Below are 22,395 nucleotides of genomic sequence, written 5' to 3' on the forward strand. Positions count from 1 at the left end.
ATTACTCATGCTTTTATCCTCCTTTAGTTGTAAGGCGGAAAAAATGAAGGAATAGTTTCAAAAAAATTAGTTAGCGTGAGAGTAATGAATTGACAATAAGCAATTTAAGGCGAGTCACTAAATTTAGCGGTGAATAATTCGGCTTATGCCATCGGTGTTTGATTTATTCCGATAATATCCATCTACTATAGGCTAAAAAACAAACATATAATTTGTGAATTTTACATTTTATTTGTTGAGTAATTTTTTTCTTTTTAGCTCGACTTTTAAAATGGTTTTTCCAATCCAACTATTGAAGCACTTTCCCAGAGGTATTTGGGGAGTGTTATGTTTTTTATTACTTAATGCTAACCTGCAGGCCTTTTCCCAAAAAGGAAATCCTCAGCATTTTAATGAGGACTGGTTATTTAACCTGGCTGATTCTGCAGAATTTGCTTTTACCACTTATTCACCAACGCACTGGACTTCAGTAAATCTTCCACATGACTGGAGCATCGATTTTGATTTCTCTCCGGAATTGGAAGGTTGTACGGCTTTTATGCCCGGTGGTATCGGTTGGTATTCCAAAATTTTTAATACGCCGATTAACAAGAATGAAAAGTGTTATATCATTTTCGACGGCGTATACAATAATGCAGAATTTTGGATCAATGGGATGCGACTAGGGAATCACCCTTATGGGTATGCGCCGATATATTACGACCTGACCGATTTGCTTGCCCCGGAAGGGGAGGAGAACCGGATTTCCGTCAGAGTGGATCATAGTCGCTATGCGGATTCCCGTTGGTACACCGGTTCCGGGATTTACCGGAATGTAGAACTGCTCGTCACGGATAAGTTACATATTCCGGTATGGGGAACTTTTGTCACCGCTGATGTTCCTACAAAGAAAACGGCCAATTTGAATTTCCAAATTGAGTTGGAGAATAGCTATAATCAAGATAAATCCGGCCAGTTGGTAACGGATATCTATGCGCCGGATGGAAAGAAGGTTAGCAGTTTGACTTCGGATTTCACCATTGCGGCAGGGGACAAAATCAGCCTGCAACAAAGAGGAACTTTAAATAGTCCGGCATTGTGGGGCGTGGATAATCCTCAACTTTATCAGGCAAAATCTTATATTCTTGCTTCCGGTATGGAAAAGCAGGAAAGGCTGACCACTTTTGGCCTGCGTTCTATTCATTTTGATAAGGACAAAGGCTTCTTCCTGAATGGAGAGAATATGAAAATTAAAGGGGTTTGCCTGCACCATGATGCCGGTTTGGTGGGGACAGCGGTACCCAAGGATGTTTGGCGTCGAAGACTGGCCATGTTGAAAGAGATGGGTTGTAATGCCATTCGCAGCTCACATAATCCTGCTTCGGATGAGTTCCTGGACCTTTGTGATGAAATGGGCTTTTTGGTGCAAAATGAGTTTTATGATGAGTGGGATTTGCCTAAGGATAAGCGCTACAATATGCATGATAAGGAAGTCGATTATATCACTCGCGGGCATTCGGAGCATTTCCAGAAATGGGCAGAAACGGATTTGAAAAATGTCATGCTTTCCAGTAGAAATCACCCCAGTATTTTCCAGTGGAGTATCGGAAATGAAATAGAATGGACCTATCCCGGGAATCGCGGTGCGACCGGTATCTTTAAAGAAACCAATAAAGATGATAAAATAGACTGGACGCTTTGGCGCACGGAAATTCCACCTCACAAACCGGAGGAAGTCAGGGCTTTCTGGGCTGACTTTCCGGAGCAAACCTTCAATATCGGGGAGACGGCGGCCAAACTAGCAGACTGGACCAGAGAAATGGACACCAGCCGCCCGGTTACAGCCAATTGTATTTTGCCTACTTCCAGTTTTGAGACCGGCTATACGGATGTGCTGGATGTGGTTGGCTATAGTTATAAACCCCATAAATATGACTACTTTAAGGAAACTTATCCGGACAAGGTGATGATGGGCACTGAAAATGTGCCGCGTTGGTATGAGTGGAAAGCGGTCATTGAGCGGGATTTTATTTCAGGCTTGTTCCTGTGGACCGGGGTGGATTATATGGGAGAGTGCCGGGCGAATCATTGGCCTGTGAAGGTAACTCCTCATGGTCCTCTGGATATTGCAGGTTTTCCGAGGGGTTCCTACTATATGTTTAAAGCACTTTGGCGGGATGATATTCCGGTAATCAGTATGTATTCCCAGACTGAAGAAAAGTCCATATATAGCAAAAATCCGGATGGAAAGGTCGTGGAAAAGCAGAAAGGATATTGGAAAATGGCACCGAGAGAATGGCAGGAGGTGAACCCGTACTGGAATTATGAAAAAGGCCAGAAAGTGATAGTGGAACTGTACTCCAATTGTGAGGAGATTGAACTCTTCCAGAATGGAAAATCACTGGGCAAACAATACCTGAAAGATCAGGAAGACTATACCTACAAATGGGCAACAGACTATAAAGCCGGCAAGCTAATGGCGAAAGGACTGAAAAATGGAAAGAAAGCCAGCATGCAATTGGAAACCGCCGGTGGGCCTGTGGCTATTCGTCTAAGCCCGGACCAGAAAACATTGACCGCCAATAATACCGATGTAGTGCATTTTGTGGCTCAATTGGTCGATAAAAAAGGCCGTGAGGTGAAATATCAGGAAGAAGAGGTTACTTTCGAAATCGAAGGAGCCCATACTTTCCTGGGCACGGATTGCGGGGATACTGCCAAACTGAAAAATTTTAAGAGCAAAACGGTCTCCACCCATTTCGGACAGTGTTTGCTGGCCGTGCAGGCAACGGATCAGCCAACGACTATTCGAGTAAGAGCTAAATCCGCCGATGGTAAACTATTGTCGGATTTTGTAGAGATTCCCTTCAAGCCTATGGCGGGTTTAAGGTTATAATTTCTAATCAAATCATTGTTGGGATCTGCCTCATTATTGGGGGCAGATTTTTTTATTTTACATAATGCTTAAGGCTTAGAGTGGGTTTAAAGCCCAAAATTTGCGGCGAAAATTTGATGTATTGCAGGTTCGATTACGAATTATTAAATCCCCAACCAAATGGGTATCACTTTTCAAATCGAAAAGGGCACTTATAAAATTTAAACTAATGGGCTAAAAGTCCGTGCTTGTTTTCATAAAATCGTGGTGGCTTAAGGTGATAATGTTAGCCACGGGAGTAGAATCCACAATCTTCACCAACTCACCTTAAATTCATACAGCTTGAGTGAGCCAATATGAGCAGCTTTCGAGATTTCGTTCTCCGGGCAATGCAATCAATACCTAACCCGAATTATTCATACAAAACACACAAAAAAAGCTATAAATCACTATATTACAATTAGTTAAATCAAAAATATAGCATCGATTTATAGCCCAAATATGAGCAATCAAAATACAGTATTTTATCAAAAGAGTAAAGCCGTTTTCGTTGATTTTCATGGTGATGAAATGACTTCTGATGGAGGAGTTGTTCTATTGGAGAAAATAGAAAAGAAATTCGGTTATATAAATGAAATAAGTAAGGCTTACATTGATAGCCGAAATCAAAGTTTGATTCATCATAAAGCCGTTGATTTGTTCAAACAGAGGATTTTCGGCTTAGTCTTAGGATATCAGGACTGTAATGATGTGAATTATTTAAAAAATGATCCCGTGATTTCCAGTATTTTAAATGGTTCTCTTGCCTCTCAGCCAACACTATCCCGATTTGAGATGAGCGTTGATCGAAAAGTTATCTATTCGCTATGTGAAAGCTTTGTCAGTCATTACATTAACTCACTCAGAGGGAGGAAAAAAATCATTTTAGATTTTGATGGAACAGACGATAAAACACATGGGCACCAGCAATTAGCCTTATTCAATGGCTATTACGGGCACCATATGTATCATCAATTATTTGTCCATGATGGGGAAACAGGACAAATAGTTCTACCAGTATTACGTCCAGGCAATAGTCATTCAAATCGTTGGTTTGTCGCGATCTTAAAAAGGTTAGTTAAAAAAATACGATCACATTATCCCGAGATAGAAATTGTCATTCGCGCAGATGCTGGGTTTAGCTGTGCTCCATTTTATAAATTAGCCAATGAATGTAATTTGAAGTATACTATTGGTATTGCCAGTAATTCAATATTAAAGGCTAAAGCAGAGAAGGTACAAAGCGCTGTGCGTCATATTTTTGAAGATGGCTCCGAAAAACATCAGCACTTTTTTAATTTCCAATATCAGGCTCAAACCTGGGAACAAGAACAAAATTGCATAGCTAAAGTCGAATGGACCGGAAAGGGACTTAACACTCGATTTGTAATCAGTAATATGGATGAGGCAAGTGTACGAGATATATATTTTGGCTTCTATGTTAAACGGGGAGAAAGCAGCGAAAACAGGATAAAAGAAGTGAAAAATATGTGTTTCGCCGATAGGTTGTCCAATCATTTTTTTTGGCCGAACTTTTTCAGATTAATTCTATCGTCGATGGCTTATGAAATTTTTAGGTTAATAAAAAAAGAAATAAGTCAGACAAAGCATGAATGGGCAAAAAAATGGCAAGTGGATACGATTCGCCTGTGCCTATTAAAAATTGGTGGGACGATAAAATCGACGGTTAGACGAGTATATTATAGCTTCTCCAAGGCATTTCCACAACAAAAATTATTTTTAGAACTACTGCAATAGATTTATTCGCAAAAACAATCCAATTTCATGGAAGAGGTCCGTCCAAATCACTCTAATCTGCTATTTCAAGCATCAAATTGGTATTTTGGCCTTAAAATCTCGCTATTGAAAGCCGAATAAATAAATAATACACCTCATCATTTTAAGTGCCACTCCATTTGTTAAAGATATCAGGAAATACACTACCAAAATCTCTTTAGATATAAAGGGTATGAATAATTCGGGCTAATTCTACAAGGCCCTGTAATAATTTGGAATACACACGAGTTAACGTGGAATTTTCATGTAGGCCTGGAACCGAATACTCTAAACCTCGCAGATTCGAACCGAAATAGCCAGAAACAGTGGTTTTTGTTTTTTTGCCCTCCAAATGCTGAAAAGTTTTTGGTCTTTTTTGGATATCCTTTTTCACCCGCTGCCCCTCACGAGCCTCTAATCGCTTGACTTTTACTTTGAGTTTGCGCCACACCGCAATAGGAATCGTTATGGTATTTTTCTTTTTAGGATAATGTTTCCTGTTTTTATTATTTAAGGCGATTCTGGTAAGGTTGAATGATGGATTAGATACTCAAATTTAACCTTTTTTCAGGAATCGCTTTTTTTTTTGAATTTTCGACGAGCTAGTCTTAGACAGGTGCCAAAGTACAGAGGAAGTCATTTATTATTTGTTATATCTTTAAAAATTTTGACCTGCCCACTTCCTAATTCATCATCGCTATTTAGCCCCAATATCCTCCTCCTTTACACTCTTCAATCGGGATAATGCCTCATTTACCTCCCTCTTAAATGAACCTTTCATTTTTATTCTGTTGGAAAGCTCATGAATTGTCAAATGCTGATTTTTATCCATATAGCTTTTTACTTTAGATTCGAATCGATGTTCTATTTCATCATCTGTCAATTCGTTTCTTTTAATTAATGGGAATAAAGGGTATTTAACCTCGGCTCCTCCTATTAAAGGTTTTGCAGATGTATCAATCATTAATGATGTGAAATAAAACCTTCTATCATCTTTGAATCTTACAAACCAATAACCATAATCCGAAAAGGGCGTTTTCCATCTACGGTTATTATCGGTTTCATATTTATAGTAAATAGATTTATAAAGTTTTGATATCATAATATCTTCAAAATCATAGGCATATGACTTATTGCGATTTTTTATGCGAATCGTCCTTGCTTTATAATCAATCGTCAATTCCGTTTGATAGTTTTCGATAAAATATTCGACATGAAGTATGATGGCCGGAATTTCAAAGACAAAAAATATCACTACAAAGCTTGAATCGTAAACAAAAAAGACTCCCTGACTATTAGCCATTATCAATATTAGAATCAACAGTGAAACCAAAAGAAATCCTGCATATTGAAGCATCTTAAGATTCCTTTTCAAGGTGATTTTATAGGTCTGTATCATGTTGTTCATAATGTGATTACTTAGGCTGTTGACAAGGTGCTAAAAAAGCCGGCGGGTAGCAAGAGGTTAGTCTTAGAGTTTCAATTTAATATTTTAATAGCTCAATCCGCAACACTGCTCATAGCTTCCGATACAACCACCAATTACAGAGGTTCCACTCCTAATCAAAGAGACTGCGATAGGGAAGGGCATCCTTATCGATTAGGAGAGGCAATGAATCTTACACAACAGGCATAATTTATTGAAAACAACCATGGGCTTTTAGCCTATTTATTTTACTTCAAATGGTACCCTTTTCGATTGGAAGGGTGGTACCCATTTGGTTGGAGATTACAGTCACTCGATAAACCATTCCGATGTAGGGCAAACGCATCAAGTTAAAAACTATTGAGAAATTGGTTTATTTTTGCCCTATGAATACACCCACGACTATTTTTTCAGGAGTAGAAGACCCTCGCCAAGAGTGGAGATGTCTTCATCCATTAGAAAATATCCTTTTTATCGCCTTAGCAACAATGATTTGTAATGGCGAAGATTTTGAAGATATGGTAATTTTCGGAGAGCAAAATTATGAATGGCTAGCCGAGTGCCTTGATTTATCGAATGGTATCCCCTCTCATGATACCTTTAATCGAGTTCTACAAAGATTACGACCAGACTCATTGCTGAATAGTCTCAAAGAAGATGGGCAACAATTACTGGACGTTGTAAATGAAAAGCAGGTGATTTTAGATGGGAAAAAATTAAGGGGAGTTTCTCCAAATCAAAAAGGGAATAAAGGTTTATACATATTAAGTGCTTGGGTTGGTGAAAATAATATTTGCATAGGCCAACAAAAGGTTAAAAATAAAAGCAACGAAATTACAGCCATTCCTGAATTACTTGATAGCATAGAATTGGCCGGCGCTACGGTGAGTATTGATGCGATAGGGTGTCAAAGGGAGATTGCTCAAAAAATAACACAAGATTGTGATGCTCAATACTTTCTTTCGCTTAAAAAAAACCAGAGGAACAGTTATCAGATTGTTGAAGATGCATTCCGCTTCCACAATCCTAGCAAATTTGACTTAATGATTGAAGAAGGGCATGGAAGAAAAGAAGAACGTAAATGCACTATAATTTCAATGGCATCTTTGCCGGAAGAGGAGCAATTAACTGGTTGGGAAGGGCTAAAAACTATTGTTAAGATTGAGAGTAATCGAAATGTTAAAGGGAAGGAAAGTAAGCAGGTTAGATTCTACATGAGTTCTGAAGAAATTTCAGATCCAAAATACTACAATTTATTGGCAAGAGGACATTGGAGCATAGAGAATCAACTGCACTGGCATTTGGATGTGACATTTAATGAGGATGCTTGTAGAGCCAGAAAGGATCATTCCGCTGAAAACTTAAATATCCTCCGAAAAATCGCACTGCAGAGAATTTCTAGAATGGATGATAAACTCAGTAAGAAAAAGAGGAGATACAAGGCTTCAATGGATCATAACTACCTTATATCCATCATCTCCTGATGCGTTTGCCCTAATGGCTAATGCTTTCATGCTGCGGTTTAGAATTATCATTTGCAATATAAGGATTTTTTCAAAAGGGGGACTTTTGTTGTTGGGGCAAATTTTGCCCTAGCGGGAGAGGATAAGGATAGTATCGGCATGCTATGCTCCTCCGCTGGTTTTTGCGAATACCCAACAGGCCTGATCAGGGTAATGAGGGGCGGATGTTGGTGTTCAGGTAAAAGAAAAAGGATTCCGGCCTGAGGGGAATCCTTTTTTAATGATTTTATGATAAGCGGATTTACGCTTTTTGCAGGCTAAGGCATTTACATAGCCAGCCCCGGTCCGCTTTTCAGCTGCTTCAATTAAAATTCCGCCACATAAGTTGTGATTGAATTTACATTATTATTACAGAGCTTTCCGGTATTGTTTTTTATATTTTGAATATGACCGGATGGGAACCCACTGAATTGTTGTCCACTGAGTTGGATGATATAGTTGCCATTGTTCGAAGTGCCATTGGTATTATCTACACTTAAAGCAACAGAAGGGCCATGGTATTCAAAACCATTAAACATCCCCAAGGAAGTGGTAGGATTTAATAGTCGAGACCATTCACTGCAAGGAATATAGCCTAAGTGTGCCTGTTTAATTTTGGCACCATTATTCCGGTAATTGGCGGTGATGTCACTTACGTAAGAGGTGGCAAATTCCCCGGCCATCAGGTTCCCCAGCTGATTGGAGACGTATGCATTTCGGGGAGCATTAATGGCGGCTGCGGATAGTCTAACCGCCCATTGAGTACCGTTATTTCTTTTGTAAGGATTGCCGGAGGTGGCAGACTGACCATTGGAAAGGTTGAATTGGCTCTCAATAAAGGCTTTAAATTTATCCCGTTCGGTATTGTTGGCGGTGCTGAATTGATAATCCACATCAAAAAGCTCCACAAATCCCTGCTCAACTCTTACTGCAAAAGCACAGCCATTGGCCACTACCCGGTCAACGGTGACGCTCCCGTTTTTCATGAAATGAGGCGAGAACATCAGTGGGCTGATGCCGTTAGTGCAGCGTACATTGGAAGCGAATATTTGATCTACTCCAGCTTCTTTAGCTCCAAATTTAATTTCTTCTTTCATCACTTTGTCATCTGTTTCCAGTCTTAAGGTAACACCACCATGACAAATGATATTCTTAAACAAAATATTTTCCGCACTGTAGCATTGTACTAAGCCATAGCCGGTATGAGCATTATATTGAGTGATGCCCTGAATCACTCCGTTTGTTGCCCAAGGGCGTGTTTCATTTGTATTGCCTACATAAACTAAACAAATAGAGGCAACTGACGATCTGCGATCTTCAATATCAAAACTAAATAATTTAAAATTATCTACTCTTCCAACACGAAAAGCCACTAAATTATTATTGGTAAAAGCCGGGTCAGAAATGTCTACTGTAAACCTTCCACCTACTCCCTCAATACTTACATTTTCAATTCTACTATTATTTGAACTATTTCCTCCCAGATTAAAAATTCTTCGCGTTGAATTTGATTCTGGTTGAATAATAGTACCGGCTTCAATCTCTAAATGCACATTTGATTGTAGTAGGATATCATTCCATTTGTAGGTGGCTTTGGGAATGGTAATAACAGCTCCTCCGTCATTGCTTGCGTTTTTAATAAAGGTGTTTAGGCTAGCGCTGGTACTCCCATTAAATGTTAGCTTTGGCAAATTTCCTGAGGGAGAGCTGTAAAAATTGGAACTATTGAATGCATCTGAAAGGGTAGAGGAAAGAGGGAGCGATGCTTCTGCATTAGTTTGCTCGTTCAGTAACATTTCCTCCTGCGGGCTACAGGAATAGAAGAGAGCGATAAGACTGCTCATTAGCAGAGACTTCACCGTATTAAGGTGGATAAATTTTTGGGTTTTCATAGTATTTTATTTTGGGTAAAAAAATGCAGATCAATTATAAAGACCGTAGGTATTCAGGCCTTTGAGGGAATACAGTTCCGGTACCTGTTTGCGTGAAAGCCTAGCCGGATTCTTTTAAAAATTACAGTTTATTTTGTTATATAAATGTAAGTTAAATCCAATTTTTCGAATTGCTATATATTATTAAAAAATGAGTTTATTTTATCTTTTACTTGCGTAAATGGTGTTTTTTTGTTAGGGCAGAATAAAATAAAACCCCTTTACGAAAAGGTTTCCAATTACGCAAAGGGGTTTAAGAATGATTTTATAAGTTGGATTCGTAGCGAAAATCTGTAGAATGGCTGAAATGCTTTTAAATCACTTCAGCTAATTTAAATTCGGACTTCAATGTAGCCTTTCTCCCGACCGGGCTTTTTTTCGTTTGCCAAGAAGCCGATAATCAACCGGCAATGATTAGCCCTGGGAGGATTATTAAGTCCGGCAGTGTCTGATTTGCCGTAGAGTGTGTTTAAAAGCCAAAATTCGCAGCGAAAATTTGAAGTATTGCAGAAGGGATAAAGGATTATTTTGAGAGAATAACATCGCTATTGTTGAGAAATTCTCCAAAATCGCTTCCCATAATTCGAATTTGTAGCCGGATGGTGTGCTTTTAAACAAGCTTTTAGAAAGGGGTATTCATTTTACCAAAGGAAATGTCATCAATGTATAATAAGGCTTCGCGGCTTTTGATCTGATCAGCTGGAATCATTATTTGTAGTCGGTCAGCATTTTTGTCCAGGCCGGTTACGGAAGCACGGGGATGTTTAAAGGTCCGGCTCACTTCCACCCATTCTCCTTTTTTAATTTTGGATAAATTTACTGGTATTTTGGTGAAGGGCGCATTTAGAATCAGGTTCATTTCCTTTATTTTCGTTTCCGGGTCGATCCATATTTTGAATTTCACCTCATTATCCCCTGCAGGTAAATCAATAGCACCATAAGGGGAAAAGGCAGAGTAGGCTCCTTTAAAAGGCGCTTCCGGCTTGAAACGCAGACTCATTTCCCCGCTGGCTGCCTTTTCATTTTTCATCCTCCACCAGGAGTTTTTCGGAGCCCACCAGTTGGTGCTTCTGCCCTGATAATGGAAAGGGCCCTCAAAGTCTAGTGCCGCGAATTCCGGTCCGGTGATTTCTTTTTGCCAGATACGCACATAATCTACTTTAAAGGCTGCCGGTTGGGCCAGATCTTTTTCGGTGGGCAGTCCGTACCAGCTAAAAACCTCCGAGTTGAGCCATAGTTCTTGGGGTACATCATATTTCCACTGGTTCTTCGCTTCCAGTTCCTCCCGTGTGGCATGGCGTACTAATTTTCCATTGAAATAAGTTTTGATATAATTTTTGTCCCATTCGAAGCCATATACAAAATAGTCATCAGCTACTCTTTGCTCCAGCACATCTTCTACTTTATAGTTTTTGTGATCTTTGGATTTATCCGGGTCCCAACTAATTAGATTGGTGCGATATTTTCGTTCCAGAGTTTCCGGCTTTTTTTCTGGATTCCCAATGGGAAGTTTTCCGAAATTTTCAATCATATCGATTTCAGACTGGTAGCCGGTGGTCCAAAAAGCGGCAGTTACCGGGGCATCGGCTGCCTTGCAACGAATTTCCATATAGCCGTAGCGGAAGAAAGACTCACTCATAATGCAGGCTTGGGTAATGGGCCAACTTTTGTCCGCAGCCTCTTTGGTCCCGCCATAATAAACATCATTGTTTTTGCTGTGGTCATAGTTAAAGTCCGGATCCCATCTGCTGATCAGCACCAACTCTCCGTTTTCCACCTTCACATTATGGGGGGCAAATTGTCCGGGAGCACGGCCTTTCCATTTGCTACGATAATCATTGTTCTCCCCCAAAATCCACCATTTGGTCTTGTCGAGCTCCTCGCCGTTGAACTCATCTGAAAGGTTTTCATTTAGAATCCAGTTTGCATTATTTTCGGGATCAGACAATGGAACATGCTGGCCAAAAGTTTCAAGCTTACATAAGCTTAGGATGGCCCAAAGGGTCGATTTAAAAAATAAACTTCTTCTCATTATAGTATTTTTTATTCAATTGGTAGGAATTGTTTTTCCCAGGAAAAATTCAGGTGAGAGGGAAACTCATCTTTAACTCATAATGCTTTTTTGAATCCCTCCTATAAGTCGTCATTATTCGGGCCCGCTCATTCCTTTATGTTATGCAATTTGCGTATTCTGTGGGGTATATAAAAGGGCAATTTTAACAGATTATGAATCTATATTGACCGATTTGCTACTTTTTCTGGTGTTTATTTTTAGTTCAACTACCTTCGTGAAAACTGATATTTTTATGATAAATAATATTTTTTCCAGAAAGCTAATCCAGGGCTGTAGGCTGCTTATTGAGGGATAAATCGTCTGATCTTATTTTTTTGAGCAGTGGTTCTTCAACCTGTGGGGATATATGTAATAAAATCAGGAATGTTTAAGTGTCATTATTGTAATGATATATCAGACTATGTTTTTGATTGCGCGTGTTTGAGAGCCAACATTCGCAGCAAAATTTTGAAGTGTTGCAGAAGCCGTACCCAATTATTTGTGAGAGAATAGCAGGGCTATTGTTGAATAATTATCCAAAATCGCTTTCTAAAACGCAATTAACAATCGGAGGATGTGCTTTTATACATGCTCTTAATACAGTGGCATTTTTTCAATATTTATAATAAAATTTAAACTATATGCGTAGTACATTTTATGCGATCTTTGCTGTTGTCCTATTATTTCATATGGGCTGTTCGCCCAAGGGACCTAATAGGAAGGATACAGAGATGGATAAGCCTAATATCATCTTTATTTACCTGGATGATTTGGGTTATGGTGATCTAGGAGCTTATGGGGCGACTGGAATTCCTACTCCCCACATGGATGCATTGTCAAATGGGGGAGTACGGTTTACACAGGGCTATGCCACTTCGGCTACTTGCACACCCAGCCGTTACGGCTTATTAACGGGTGTATATCCCTGGAGGAATAGGGATGCTAAAATTTTACCTGGGACAGCGCCCATGTTAATTGGAACTAATCAAATGACAATCCCCCGAATGTTAAAAGCCGAGGGATATCATACTGCTGTTGTAGGGAAGTGGCATTTAGGATTGGGGGATGGTAAAGTCGATTGGAATCAGCATATCAGTCCGAATCCTAATGATGTTGGATTTGACTATTCTTATATAATGGCTGCCACTCAGGATCGTGTCCCAACGGTTTATATCAAGGATGGAAAGGTAGATAAGCTTGATCCACAAGACCCTATAAGAGTAAGCTATGAGGCTAATTTCCCAGGGGAACCTACAGGATTGGAGCAGCCCGAGCTGACAACAATGAAATGGCATCACGGGCATAATAATTCCATTGTTAATGGTGTGCCAAGAATTGGTTTTATGAAAGGGGGGGAGTCTGCAAAATGGAAAGACATTGAGATGGCAGACCATTTTCTGGCAGAGGCCAAAGCTTATGTGCGTGCACATCAGCATGAGCCTTTTTTCCTATATTATGCGATGCAACAGCCGCATGTTCCTCGTATTCCTCATCCAAGATTTATTGGTACGACTGATTTAGGACCTAGGGGAGATGTCATCGTAGAAGCAGATTGGTGTGTAGGCGAGTTGGTGAAAACGCTAGAAAAGGAAGGCCTTTTGGAGAATACTTTAATTGTATTTTCCAGTGATAATGGTCCGGTATTAAATGATGGTTATTATGATGAAGCTGTGGAGCGTTTGGGAGATCATCAACCTACAGGAGGGTTAAGAGGTGGAAAATATTCCATGTTTGAAGCGGGAACCAAAGTGCCATTTATTACTTATTGGAAGGGTAGGATTCAACCTAAAACTTCAGATGCGCTTGTATGTCAGGTAGATTTATTCGCCTCTTTGGCGAAATTAGTAGGAAGTAAGTCCACCGTGCAGGATAGCCAAGATTTATTAAATGTGTTTATGGGGAAATCTGATCAGGGTAGAAATACTTTAGTGTTAGAAGCAAACACCAAAACCATTTTAAGAAAAGATGATTGGATTTTGATCCCCCCATATCAAGGTGCTGCTGTAGAGAGCAAAGTGAATATAGAATTAGGAAATAATACTAATTACCAATTATATAACATTAAAGAAGATATAGGACAACAACTTAATTTGGCTGTTAAGAATCCTGAAAAATTACAAGAGATGATTGAAACTTTTGAGGGGATTAGGGGCAAGGATTATCAAAATAATGTGAGTGCTTTGGAATTGAAATAGGGGTGTTCCATTGTAATAAAAAAGCTATTCCTTTTTGAATTGGGGAATAGCTTTTTTTTTGTAAAACCAGTCTGTGCTGATTTTGGGTATTTTATACTGTCTTATTTTCTCTTGATGTCGCTTTTTATTGTGCCAGGGGTGCCTGGATAGCAATCTGCAATGCTGCCGGAGACAGTTCCGGATGCTGCGCATTTAAAAGTAAATTTCCGGCCTGGTCTCCAATTTTAATCAGGGCTGTGGCAATACCGGCTTCTGCCTGAAGGCTTTCTGTGTTCATTATGAGGGCTTCCCCCTCAAGGTCCAGTTGAATTTCCCCTGTAAATGTGGGGTCAATGGTGCCGTTAGCATCGGTAGCCGCGATATAGACAAAGATCACATCGTTGCAGCCTGCTTCAGGGGCTTTACCACTTTCATCCCACCAGATTTTCAGACGCTCCGCTTTTTCTGCTGTTCGAACACTGTGTTCAGCCACTAGCTGACCATTAATAAATCCTTCTGCTTTAATCACCCCGGCTTCAAAGGCTGCTGTTTCAAAGGTAAAAGGCGGGAAGGGTAATCTGGAAGTGTTATTATTATTATCGGCCTTCTGGCGGAAAAGTAATTTTCCATTCAGGTAGAAAGCCACTTCCTCGACATTTCCATAAACCTTCACCTCCCGGGGAGAGTATGGGCTCCATTCACTGGCGATATGCACCATGGGGCTGCCCTGTTCCGGAGCACGCTGGCTGGCGTAGAAGTAGTAACTATACTTGGGCAGGCGGAAGATATCCATGATACCGGAGTGCTCCAGGTCTTTATGATATCCTCGATTATAGTCGTACATTACCCAATAGCCATCTCCAAATGCAACTGTAGAAAGGTTGTCATTGTAAGCCTCCTGTAGATTTTTGGCCTGATTCAGCAGTCTTTCTTCTCCGTCTTTTCTAGCCTGTCGGCTGCTTAATTCAATACGCTTTGAGCGAGCATGTTGGTGCTGATTTAAGCCCGGATTTTTGGAGTAATATTCCCAATCTCCATATTCCGAAACGAAATAAGGCTTCGTATGATTTTCATGTGGATGCAGAATTCGATGCTGACGCGCCTGTAGAAAAATATCATAGACATCATCCATCCAGCCGCAGGAATAGACGTTTTCGCCCGGGTATTCTTCATGGACAATTTTATCTAATTCCTCCATAAAAGGAATGGGCATTTTTGTTTCATTTAAGGAAACTTCCCAGGCCAAAACAGAGGGGTGGTTGCGGTCCCGGCGGATGAGTTGACGGGCGGAATTATAGCAAAATGCCCGGAATTTATCATCATCTAAATAATACTGCCAACCTAAAATGGCATCAATGACGACCAATCCTAACTCATCGCAGGCTTTCATAAATGCGGGTGACTGAGGATAGTGGGATAAACGAATCATGTCAAAACCGGCCTCTTTTATTTTTTTCGCATCCCGGTATTGTGCATTGTCGGAAAGCGCATAGCCAATGAAAGGATATTCTTGGTGTCGGTTTACGCCTCTTAGATAGCTTTTTTCCCCATTGATATAAAGATCCAAACCTTTAAATTCGAAATTCCGGATACCAAAGTTTTGCGACTGATGCTCCACTTCTTCTCCATCAGTGAGGAGGGTGGTCTCTAAAGTGTAAAGATGGGGAGTTTTAGGGGACCATAATTTGGGTGCTGCTACGACATGACTGTTTTTAAAAGAAAAGTGATGTCCTGCCTCAATTAAGCGGCTATCGGTGGTGAACTCTTTTACAATTTCGTCTTTATATTTGAATATATATTGAAGCTTAACCTCTTTGGGTTTTGTACTTTCATTGACTATATGTGTTTTGATCTGAACTTCCGCTTCTTCCTTTTGTACTTTTGGGAAGGAAATGAAAATTCCTCCTCCAGCGGTTTCTTCTGCTATGGCAGGGTGTGAAATATGTGTGGCATTTTTAATATGGAGATAAGCATTTCTATATAATCCCCCATACATATTAAAGTCCAAGATTTTTAGCGGTTTTGGTCCCGTGAAAGGATTGTCCCGATTATCCAAACGAATGGCAATCACATTATTCTGACCTGCTTTTATTTGAGGGGTGATGTCCACGACTACCGGAAGATATCCCCCTTCATGATGGTCTACTTTTGTTCCATTCACCCAAATATCAGCTGTTGCCATGGCGGCTTCCAGTTCGAACAATACCTTATGATCCCCCAGGCCCGCAGGCACAAAATAATGCTTACGGTACCAACAGGTTCCCTGCCATTGATCATTTACCAAGAGTGGTTCCAGGTGAGCGGAATGGGGTAAAGCTACGGAGGACCATTGCGTATCATCTAAAATAGGAAGGTGAAATTCTTCCTCATTGTTTTTGTCCTCCTGAACTAATAGGAACTTCCAATCCTTATTGAAATTGATGGTGCCTGGTGGAACTGTTTGGCAGGATAAACAGCTCATGATCAACACTGCTAAATATATTTTAAAAAAATTATTCATATCTATTTTTTATAAACCCTGAATCGTTCGAACATTTGCCTGATTCATTACTTCCTTTTCCCAGCGATTCAAGCTTTCTGTTAAGTATTTCGCCTTTTCGCTTTCAGATTCATATAAATTATTGGACTCCCCAATATCTTCCTTTAGATGGTATAATTCATATAATCCAGAATGATATTTAATTAATTTCCAGTCACCTTCCATTACAGCGCAGTACTGGTCTTCATAGCTTCTGAAGAAATAGAGTTGACGTTCCTCAAATGCTTCATTTTTTAATAAAGGCAATAAGCTTTTTCCCTGAATCCATTGATCTTCGCAAGTTTTTCCAGAAGCAATTTCTATAAGGGTGGGGTAGATATCCAGCGACTGTACCGGAGTAGATGATTCCGATCCAGCTTGAGTAATACCTGGATAGTAGACAATAAATGGAACTCTGGCTCCCCCCTCGCAAAGGGTATAGCCTCCCATTTTACCTCCTCTTAATGGGGCATTGTCAAACGGCCCACCCTGGTCTGAAATTAACATGATGATGGTGTTTTCTGCTATACCCTTTTCCGTCAGGGCCTGGCGGATTTTCCCCACTGATTCATCCACGCAGCTTACCATGGCCGCATATTGTGCATATTTTCCTTCCAGTCCCTTCTCCTTATAATACTGGACTTTATCTTTTCGACCAATAAAGGGGCCATGTACACTGTAGTACCAATAGGTGAGCATGAAGGGTTTCGATTCGTCATAGTTTTTGATGAAATCTACTGTGGCATTCGTTAATTCATCCGTTAAATATTCATCTTCCTCCACATTTGATAGCGGGTTCGGCTCTTTAAAATAAGGAGGGTAATAATTCTTGGGATGACCAAAATCCGTAGTGCCGTATAATGCATCGAAGCCTTGTTGGGTAGGATAAAATTCTTCTTTTCCTAAATGCCATTTGCCAATAAACTGGTTGAAATAGCCAAGCTCTTTTAATCTCTCCGCATAGGTGATTTCTTCCAGGGGCAGCCAATTCCGCGAAGGCAATTGGGCCGGATCCTTAATATGCATATGGTACTCCAGATCAGCACCGCGCATTACTTTTTCTCCTCCATCCGGTATGTGTCGTACCATTTGAAATCTTACCGGTTCTTTTCCTGTTAACAAAGACCCCCGGCTCGGGCTACAGGTAGGGGTGGCAATATAAGCCCGGCTAAAATCCATGCCATCGGATTTAAGTTGGTTAATATTTGGGGTATCAAAAAGTGGGTTTCGGTAACCTACATCATTCCAGCCCCAGTCATCCACAAACAACAGGACAATATTCGGTTTTTCAGTCTGCTTATTATCTTCCCGCTGACAGGATGCGCTGATGATCAGGGTGAAAATTAAGCTGAAATGGAAAAAAATTATTCTCATCACTATATCATAAATTAAGAAAAGATTATTTTAATATCAGTATTGCTGCCCGCTATAACTCCTGTTTTTCCGGATCCACTTCCACAAAGATTGACTCATACTTTTTCAGTTGGATAATGGCCGGATAGGGAAAGCTCAGGTTCATATCGGTCACGGCCGTACAAGGGGTCCCATCCGCCCTCCTGAAGGAAATGTCTACCGGATCTTTCCCGAAGTTGGCCACTGAGAAGAGCAGCTTCCCTTCAGGGGTTTCCATGCTTTTCCACGCGACGGTTTTGAAGGCTTTTCCATTTTCTTCCACAACCTTGATTTTGGGTAAAGCCGCTTTCAGGGCGGCATGTTGGCTGACCTCTTTTTGAAAAGTCTGAGCAGGGGGCAAAGTCTTCAGGCCGGGATGCCGGATGGCAGGAAAGGGGCGGCCGTATTCATCGGATTTCAGACTTTTCCCGTCGGTAATGATCTCACCTCCTTTTTTCAGATAAGCCTGTATGCACTCCCTTTCCGCGGCGGTTATCCTGGGGGTATCTTTGATCAGTACCACGGGCCAGGGCTTTGCCGTCCGTTCCATTAAGTGGGCAGTGGCGAAGCCAATTGGAAGCCCCTCGAAGTATAGACTTTCATATAATTCAAAAAGCTGATCCATGTGGTCTGCTTTTTGAGTGGCGGAAGTTTCTGAATAGAAGATGCGCACTGGTTTTTCCTGACGCTGAAAATTTTTGATCGCTTCCGAATGTGTATTTAAATCCATCAGGGTAGCGGTAACCTCATTGACTACTCTGGGCTGGTGGTTATTAGAGGCAGCGTAGCCCTTTCCGGCATTATGCTTTGGTGCACCATCCGCCATTCTCGCCCAATACCACGCCTGACTAGCATCCAGGCCGTGTAGGTGCGCCCACCAATAGGCCATTCGTACATATTTTGGACTCATATCTAATTTTCTACTTCGATTGGTGGACAAGTAGTGGGTTTCGGTATTGAATACCATTTTTTCAGGGTGTAGCGATTTGAAAAAATCATAAGACATACACATGTCCCGCCAGTCAAAGGAGTATTTTGACTCCCATTGATCCGGTTTTCCCCAAAGCTTGTGGTGGGCCGCACCAACATCATTTCCAATAATATCACTAAGCTCCATTAGCGCTTCAAAGTCCAGACCGTGATTTCGTCGATTTTGTGTCCATAATTGTGGCATTACTTTTAGGTGAACTTTGGCCTCTGGGTCATATTTAAGAGTAGTACTTTTTAAAAATTGAAACCATTCGGTTACCCTTTGATTGTTAAAAGTCACCCAATCATACCATTGTGCAGTTCCTTGTAATGCTTCGGCTATCGGTATTTCTAATTTTACCGTTTCAAAGTTTTGGAAACTGCTATGCCAAAGTTCATTTAAGTGCTGTATATTCCCATGCTTTTGTTGTAGCCATGCTTTGAATTTTTCCATAGTATAGTCGGAGACCGGACCGGTGGCCCAGGCATCTTTGGTGGTATAGAAATGAGGCTCATTGCAAAGCATATAACCCAGGGCACTACAACTTTTACCACTGAGTTGTGGGACGATTTTCCCCAAAAGCATTTCCTGCATCTCTCGTGCACCAGGATGGTCAATATCATAGGCCGTATAGGTGTCTTCCCGCATGGAAAAGCCATCACCGTATTTTTTCTTCGCCCAGTCGGGAACGGTTTTATGGTTCATAAAGACAAAACCGACTTCTTTTTTATCGATATTCGCCAATTCTTTATTTGCCCGTGGGCTCAGTTTTTCCTGCTCATTTAAGAGGTAGTTGGGCGAGATAAAAAAGCCGTTTAGCTGACCATAGTATTCCTGTAAAGCTTCAGTTTTAGGCTTCCAGGTCCAGTCGGCAAGGAAAACTGGTTGATGGTTAAAGGTAAGCTGATCCTTCTCCAAGGTTACTTTATCCCACCGTACCTTAGGCGTTTTAGGCCTACTCCATGCTCCTGAGCATAGGTTTTCCAGACTGACTTGCGCATCGTCCAGCATCAACAAGATTTCTTGTCTTTCAAATGAGGGCAGTACCGTAGCCATGGAATCCGCCTTGTTTTTGTAGGCATGTACCATTTTGAAATATCGTACATTTTCCGCCGGATGGGCCTCATCCCAATCGGCAAACTCCGCAAAGACTTCCGCTGTTCGAAGGGTCATTTTTTCTTTTAAACAATCTATGCCCTGCGCCTCCGCCTTTTCAATGGCTTTTTGTAGTGCTTTGATTTCCGATGTGACTTGCTTTTTTAGCGTCTGATCATAATGCTGGCCATGGACGGCGTGAAAGCCCATAAGCAAAGCAAAAAATATTAATTTTGGGAGAGAATTCATCGATAAAAAATTTAATATTCCGATATAAATATTGGGTTATTGAGATACAGGGGATTTGAAGTCAGAGGAATAGGTACTGACCTCATCTGCCCTGATCATTTCTTTTGCAGTTCCCAAATAAGTGTTCCTTTTAAATGTGAGATTCTTAGATCTTTGTATCGTAATAACGGGCTGCTTTGGGAAGAGCTTTGGAAAAGTATTGGAAGTTTGAATGGAATTCCCTTCAAATAGTAGATTTTCGGCATTCGTAATTTCCAATATTCTATTGTCAAAATGAATGAATTCATTATTGTAAATCTTAACATTTAAGAAAGCATATAGCGGGCTGGGATCATTGGTGTGAAACCTGATAACGCCATGATTACTACCGCCATACACACAGTCTTCAAAGGTGTTGTCATAAATTTCAAAATCGGTGGCTGAACCGGATTCATACCAATATTTATTGGCTACCACGAAAAACATAGCGGACATATCAGTACTGAAATAATTATTATGAACCCGTACTTTCCGGGGGGAGGAGACAATAACGCCTCGTGCCCGGTTATTGGTGAAGCGGCAATTGTAAATTTCCACTTCAGGTGTTTTGTCGGTGTTTTCTATTAATTGTCCAATGGCTACCGATTTGGGAAGTGCTTCCTCAAAGGTAATTTTATGGTAACGCTTATTCACAGGCTCTAATTTTTTTACCGTTAATTCCTGATAGGGAAAAAAGGATTCCTCCAGATTAACTAATCCAATTTTTTCTCCTTTTTGGGCGATTTCATAGCCCATTTGTTGTAAGTGTCCCATTCGAACCCCAATGGTATGTTCATCCAGGATTTCTACAATACGTTGATATGCACCATGAATATTAACCCCATCATCGAGCATATGGCTGAAGGCGCTATTTTTAATGGTAATCTTACCTTTACAGCCCACAAAGTGAGTGGCATCGGCTGTAGTAGAAACCATTCTTCCCTGATGCGCTTCAATCACGAGCCCGTCAATAGTGAGGTTTTCGGAATTATCTGCTATGAACCCCATTCCACCTGCATGATAAATATTGATATCTTTTATGGTGATGTCTTTACATTGATTCAGGCGGAAAGCAGGCGCAATGCGATTATTGGTAAAATCCCCTTTGCAGGCATACATCATGCCGATTGGAGGTAATGCTTTTTTAGAATTAAATACGCGTACCAAGCCGGGTTTAATTTCTTCCACATGCATGCGGTGTTCTTTACCGCGAAACCAGTGCAGCGCAGTTCGCGGATCGGTTTCATATTCATAGGGAATGTCCTTCACACCAAACTGAGATTTAACTTTGCCTTCAAGGGCCAAAGGCGTGTAGCGGCGTGTATTGTAGGCAATGGCTTTTCTTTCCGGATCAAATAGGATGCCTTCGTGCATATTATGCTCCAGATAATCCTTGACGAAAATGAGTTCACCGTTTCGGATTTCATAAGGGTATTCCTTTGAAATTTCCATATCAAAGGCATTTTCTTCTGTATGGTGGGCTACAATTTTTCCCTGACTATGAAAAGGAATTTCCCAGTCAATACTGACATTTTTAATTTCAATATTTTCTGAATTTTCCAGTAAAAAGGGAATCATCACCCCATGGAAAATGAAAGTTGATCCCTTACCGTCTATGGTTAAATTTTTAAAGTCCAGCAGGGGAAAGGCTGTTCGCGTGAATTCATCTGAATGGTTGGAAATGAAGCAAAATTTTTCAAAGGCACGATCCGGATAGAAGTGGTAGATGCCTTTTTCAAAAGTAATTTCACCTCCGCTTTTGGGCAGGCTTTGTACTATTGAAAGCACCTCCGGCGTCCGGTCGTGATCCGAAGACAAGCGGATATGTGTTGCAGAAATAGAGTGGGTGAAAAAGATGGAAAACAGGAAGAGGGTAATCCTCCTGAAAAAAACGGAAAAGGACATTGTGCTCATATCAGAAAAATTATCGACAAAAAATGTAATCCGCCACGCTTGGTAGCGGAGAGCAATATGTCAGATTGGACATTCAGCTTTGTGCTTTTTCGTACGCAAAGCTGATGTTTGGGTAAAAAAAAGCTGATTATAGAGTAGAGAGGCTAATATTGATTCATTGAGCGAGAGGATATTATCTTTTGAAAGTTTAGTGGTTCTGTTTTTGGTTCTCAAGGGTGGAAGGTAGCGCCTATGGTTTTATTTTTTCATCAGGCCCAAATAATTCCGTTTACCGGAATGATTTTCAATGCTTTTATCAAAGCCGATGAGGTATAAAAAAAGAGCGGTCCGGATCAATGCCCCTACCGCTCTTCGTGTTTGATAACCATTAGCAACACGTTTATTGCCTTTCAATCGTGATGCAGTTAATGCTTATTCAATGATTAATAACCATCGTTCTGCTTCAGCTTTGGATGGAGGTCAAGGTCCTCCTGAGGGATAGGCA

12 protein-coding genes are annotated in these 22,395 nt (G+C 40.7%); 4 read left to right on the forward strand and 8 right to left on the reverse strand.

From position 1 onward, the window contains the following. Positions 1-271: 271 nt before the first annotated feature. Both AAA970_RS23605 and AAA970_RS23610 read left to right on the forward strand, forming a co-directional pair. Positions 272-2,875, forward strand: coding sequence for a glycoside hydrolase family 2 TIM barrel-domain containing protein (locus AAA970_RS23605; RefSeq protein ID WP_338239353.1), 2,604 nt, complete (start codon positions 272-274; stop codon positions 2,873-2,875). A 480-nt stretch (positions 2,876-3,355) separates the two neighbouring features. Continuing rightward, positions 3,356-4,651, forward strand: a complete 1,296-nt coding sequence (locus AAA970_RS23610; protein ID WP_053403863.1) for an IS1380 family transposase — start codon at positions 3,356-3,358, stop codon at positions 4,649-4,651. Positions 4,652-5,366: 715 nt separating this feature from the next. On the opposite strand, the gene AAA970_RS23615 is transcribed toward AAA970_RS23610, so the two are convergent. Continuing rightward, positions 5,367-6,077, reverse strand: a complete 711-nt coding sequence (locus AAA970_RS23615; protein WP_479531371.1) for a PH domain-containing protein — start codon at positions 6,075-6,077, stop codon at positions 5,367-5,369. Between the two features lie 404 nt (positions 6,078-6,481). On the opposite strand from AAA970_RS23615, the gene AAA970_RS23620 reads away from it, so the two are divergent. Beyond that, a complete protein-coding gene (locus AAA970_RS23620; protein WP_053404476.1) occupies positions 6,482-7,579 on the forward strand; it encodes an ISAs1 family transposase in 1,098 nt (365 codons plus the stop codon). A 344-nt stretch (positions 7,580-7,923) separates the two neighbouring features. On the opposite strand, the gene AAA970_RS23625 is transcribed toward AAA970_RS23620, so the two are convergent. Both AAA970_RS23625 and AAA970_RS23630 read right to left on the reverse strand, forming a co-directional pair. Beyond that, complete coding sequence (locus AAA970_RS23625; protein ID WP_338239356.1) at positions 7,924-9,489, reverse strand: hypothetical protein; 1,566 nt, start codon at positions 9,487-9,489, stop codon at positions 7,924-7,926. Between the two features lie 661 nt (positions 9,490-10,150). Then, entirely contained in the window at positions 10,151-11,560 is a 1,410-nt protein-coding gene (locus AAA970_RS23630; RefSeq protein WP_338239357.1) for a family 16 glycosylhydrolase, read from the reverse strand. Positions 11,561-12,222: 662 nt separating this feature from the next. Between AAA970_RS23630 and AAA970_RS23635 the strand changes: the two genes are divergently transcribed. Then, positions 12,223-13,776, forward strand: a complete 1,554-nt coding sequence (locus AAA970_RS23635) for a sulfatase family protein (RefSeq protein ID WP_420916750.1) — start codon at positions 12,223-12,225, stop codon at positions 13,774-13,776. Positions 13,777-13,900: 124 nt separating this feature from the next. On the opposite strand, the gene AAA970_RS23640 is transcribed toward AAA970_RS23635, so the two are convergent. The 5 genes from AAA970_RS23640 to AAA970_RS23660 all read right to left on the reverse strand — a co-directional run bounded on the left by AAA970_RS23640 (position 13,901) and on the right by AAA970_RS23660 (position 22,304). After that, positions 13,901-16,255, reverse strand: coding sequence for a glycoside hydrolase family 2 TIM barrel-domain containing protein (locus AAA970_RS23640; RefSeq protein ID WP_338239358.1), 2,355 nt, complete (start codon positions 16,253-16,255; stop codon positions 13,901-13,903). Positions 16,256-16,264: 9 nt separating this feature from the next. Beyond that, complete coding sequence (locus AAA970_RS23645; protein WP_338239359.1) at positions 16,265-17,647, reverse strand: sulfatase; 1,383 nt, start codon at positions 17,645-17,647, stop codon at positions 16,265-16,267. A gap of 52 nt (positions 17,648-17,699) precedes the next feature. Beyond that, positions 17,700-19,940, reverse strand: coding sequence for a beta-galactosidase (locus AAA970_RS23650; RefSeq protein ID WP_338239360.1), 2,241 nt, complete (start codon positions 19,938-19,940; stop codon positions 17,700-17,702). Between the two features lie 75 nt (positions 19,941-20,015). Then, positions 20,016-21,911: an alpha-1,3-galactosidase-related protein gene (locus tag AAA970_RS23655; RefSeq protein ID WP_338239361.1), complete on the reverse strand. Its 1,896-nt coding sequence runs from the start codon at positions 21,909-21,911 to the stop codon at positions 20,016-20,018. Between the two features lie 237 nt (positions 21,912-22,148). Beyond that, positions 22,149-22,304, reverse strand: coding sequence for a hypothetical protein (locus AAA970_RS23660; RefSeq protein WP_338239362.1), 156 nt, complete (start codon positions 22,302-22,304; stop codon positions 22,149-22,151). Positions 22,305-22,395: the final 91 nt, after the last annotated feature.

Origin of the sequence: Persicobacter diffluens (genome assembly GCF_036244895.1) — a bacterium.
Taxonomy (GTDB): domain Bacteria; phylum Bacteroidota; class Bacteroidia; order Cytophagales; family Cyclobacteriaceae; genus Persicobacter; species Persicobacter diffluens.

Bases quoted from the DNA above. Each gene is read 5' to 3' on its own strand.
- AAA970_RS23625 (WP_338239356.1), bottom strand. From the start codon at position 9,489: ATGAAAACCCAAAAATTTATCCACCTTAATACGGTGAAGTCTCTGCTA.
- AAA970_RS23615 (WP_479531371.1), bottom strand. From the start codon at position 6,077: ATGAACAACATGATACAGACCTATAAAATCACCTTGAAAAGGAATCTT.
- AAA970_RS23630 (WP_338239357.1), bottom strand. From the start codon at position 11,560: ATGAGAAGAAGTTTATTTTTTAAATCGACCCTTTGGGCCATCCTAAGC.
- AAA970_RS23650 (WP_338239360.1), bottom strand. From the start codon at position 19,940: ATGGGCTTTCACGCCGTCCATGGCCAGCATTATGATCAGACGCTAAAA.
- AAA970_RS23620 (WP_053404476.1), top strand. From the start codon at position 6,482: ATGAATACACCCACGACTATTTTTTCAGGAGTAGAAGACCCTCGCCAA.
- AAA970_RS23645 (WP_338239359.1), bottom strand. From the start codon at position 17,647: ATGAGAATAATTTTTTTCCATTTCAGCTTAATTTTCACCCTGATCATC.
- AAA970_RS23605 (WP_338239353.1), top strand. From the start codon at position 272: ATGGTTTTTCCAATCCAACTATTGAAGCACTTTCCCAGAGGTATTTGG.
- AAA970_RS23610 (WP_053403863.1), top strand. From the start codon at position 3,356: ATGAGCAATCAAAATACAGTATTTTATCAAAAGAGTAAAGCCGTTTTC.
- AAA970_RS23635 (WP_420916750.1), top strand. From the start codon at position 12,223: ATGCGTAGTACATTTTATGCGATCTTTGCTGTTGTCCTATTATTTCAT.
- AAA970_RS23640 (WP_338239358.1), bottom strand. From the start codon at position 16,255: ATGAATAATTTTTTTAAAATATATTTAGCAGTGTTGATCATGAGCTGT.
- AAA970_RS23655 (WP_338239361.1), bottom strand. From the start codon at position 21,911: ATGAGCACAATGTCCTTTTCCGTTTTTTTCAGGAGGATTACCCTCTTC.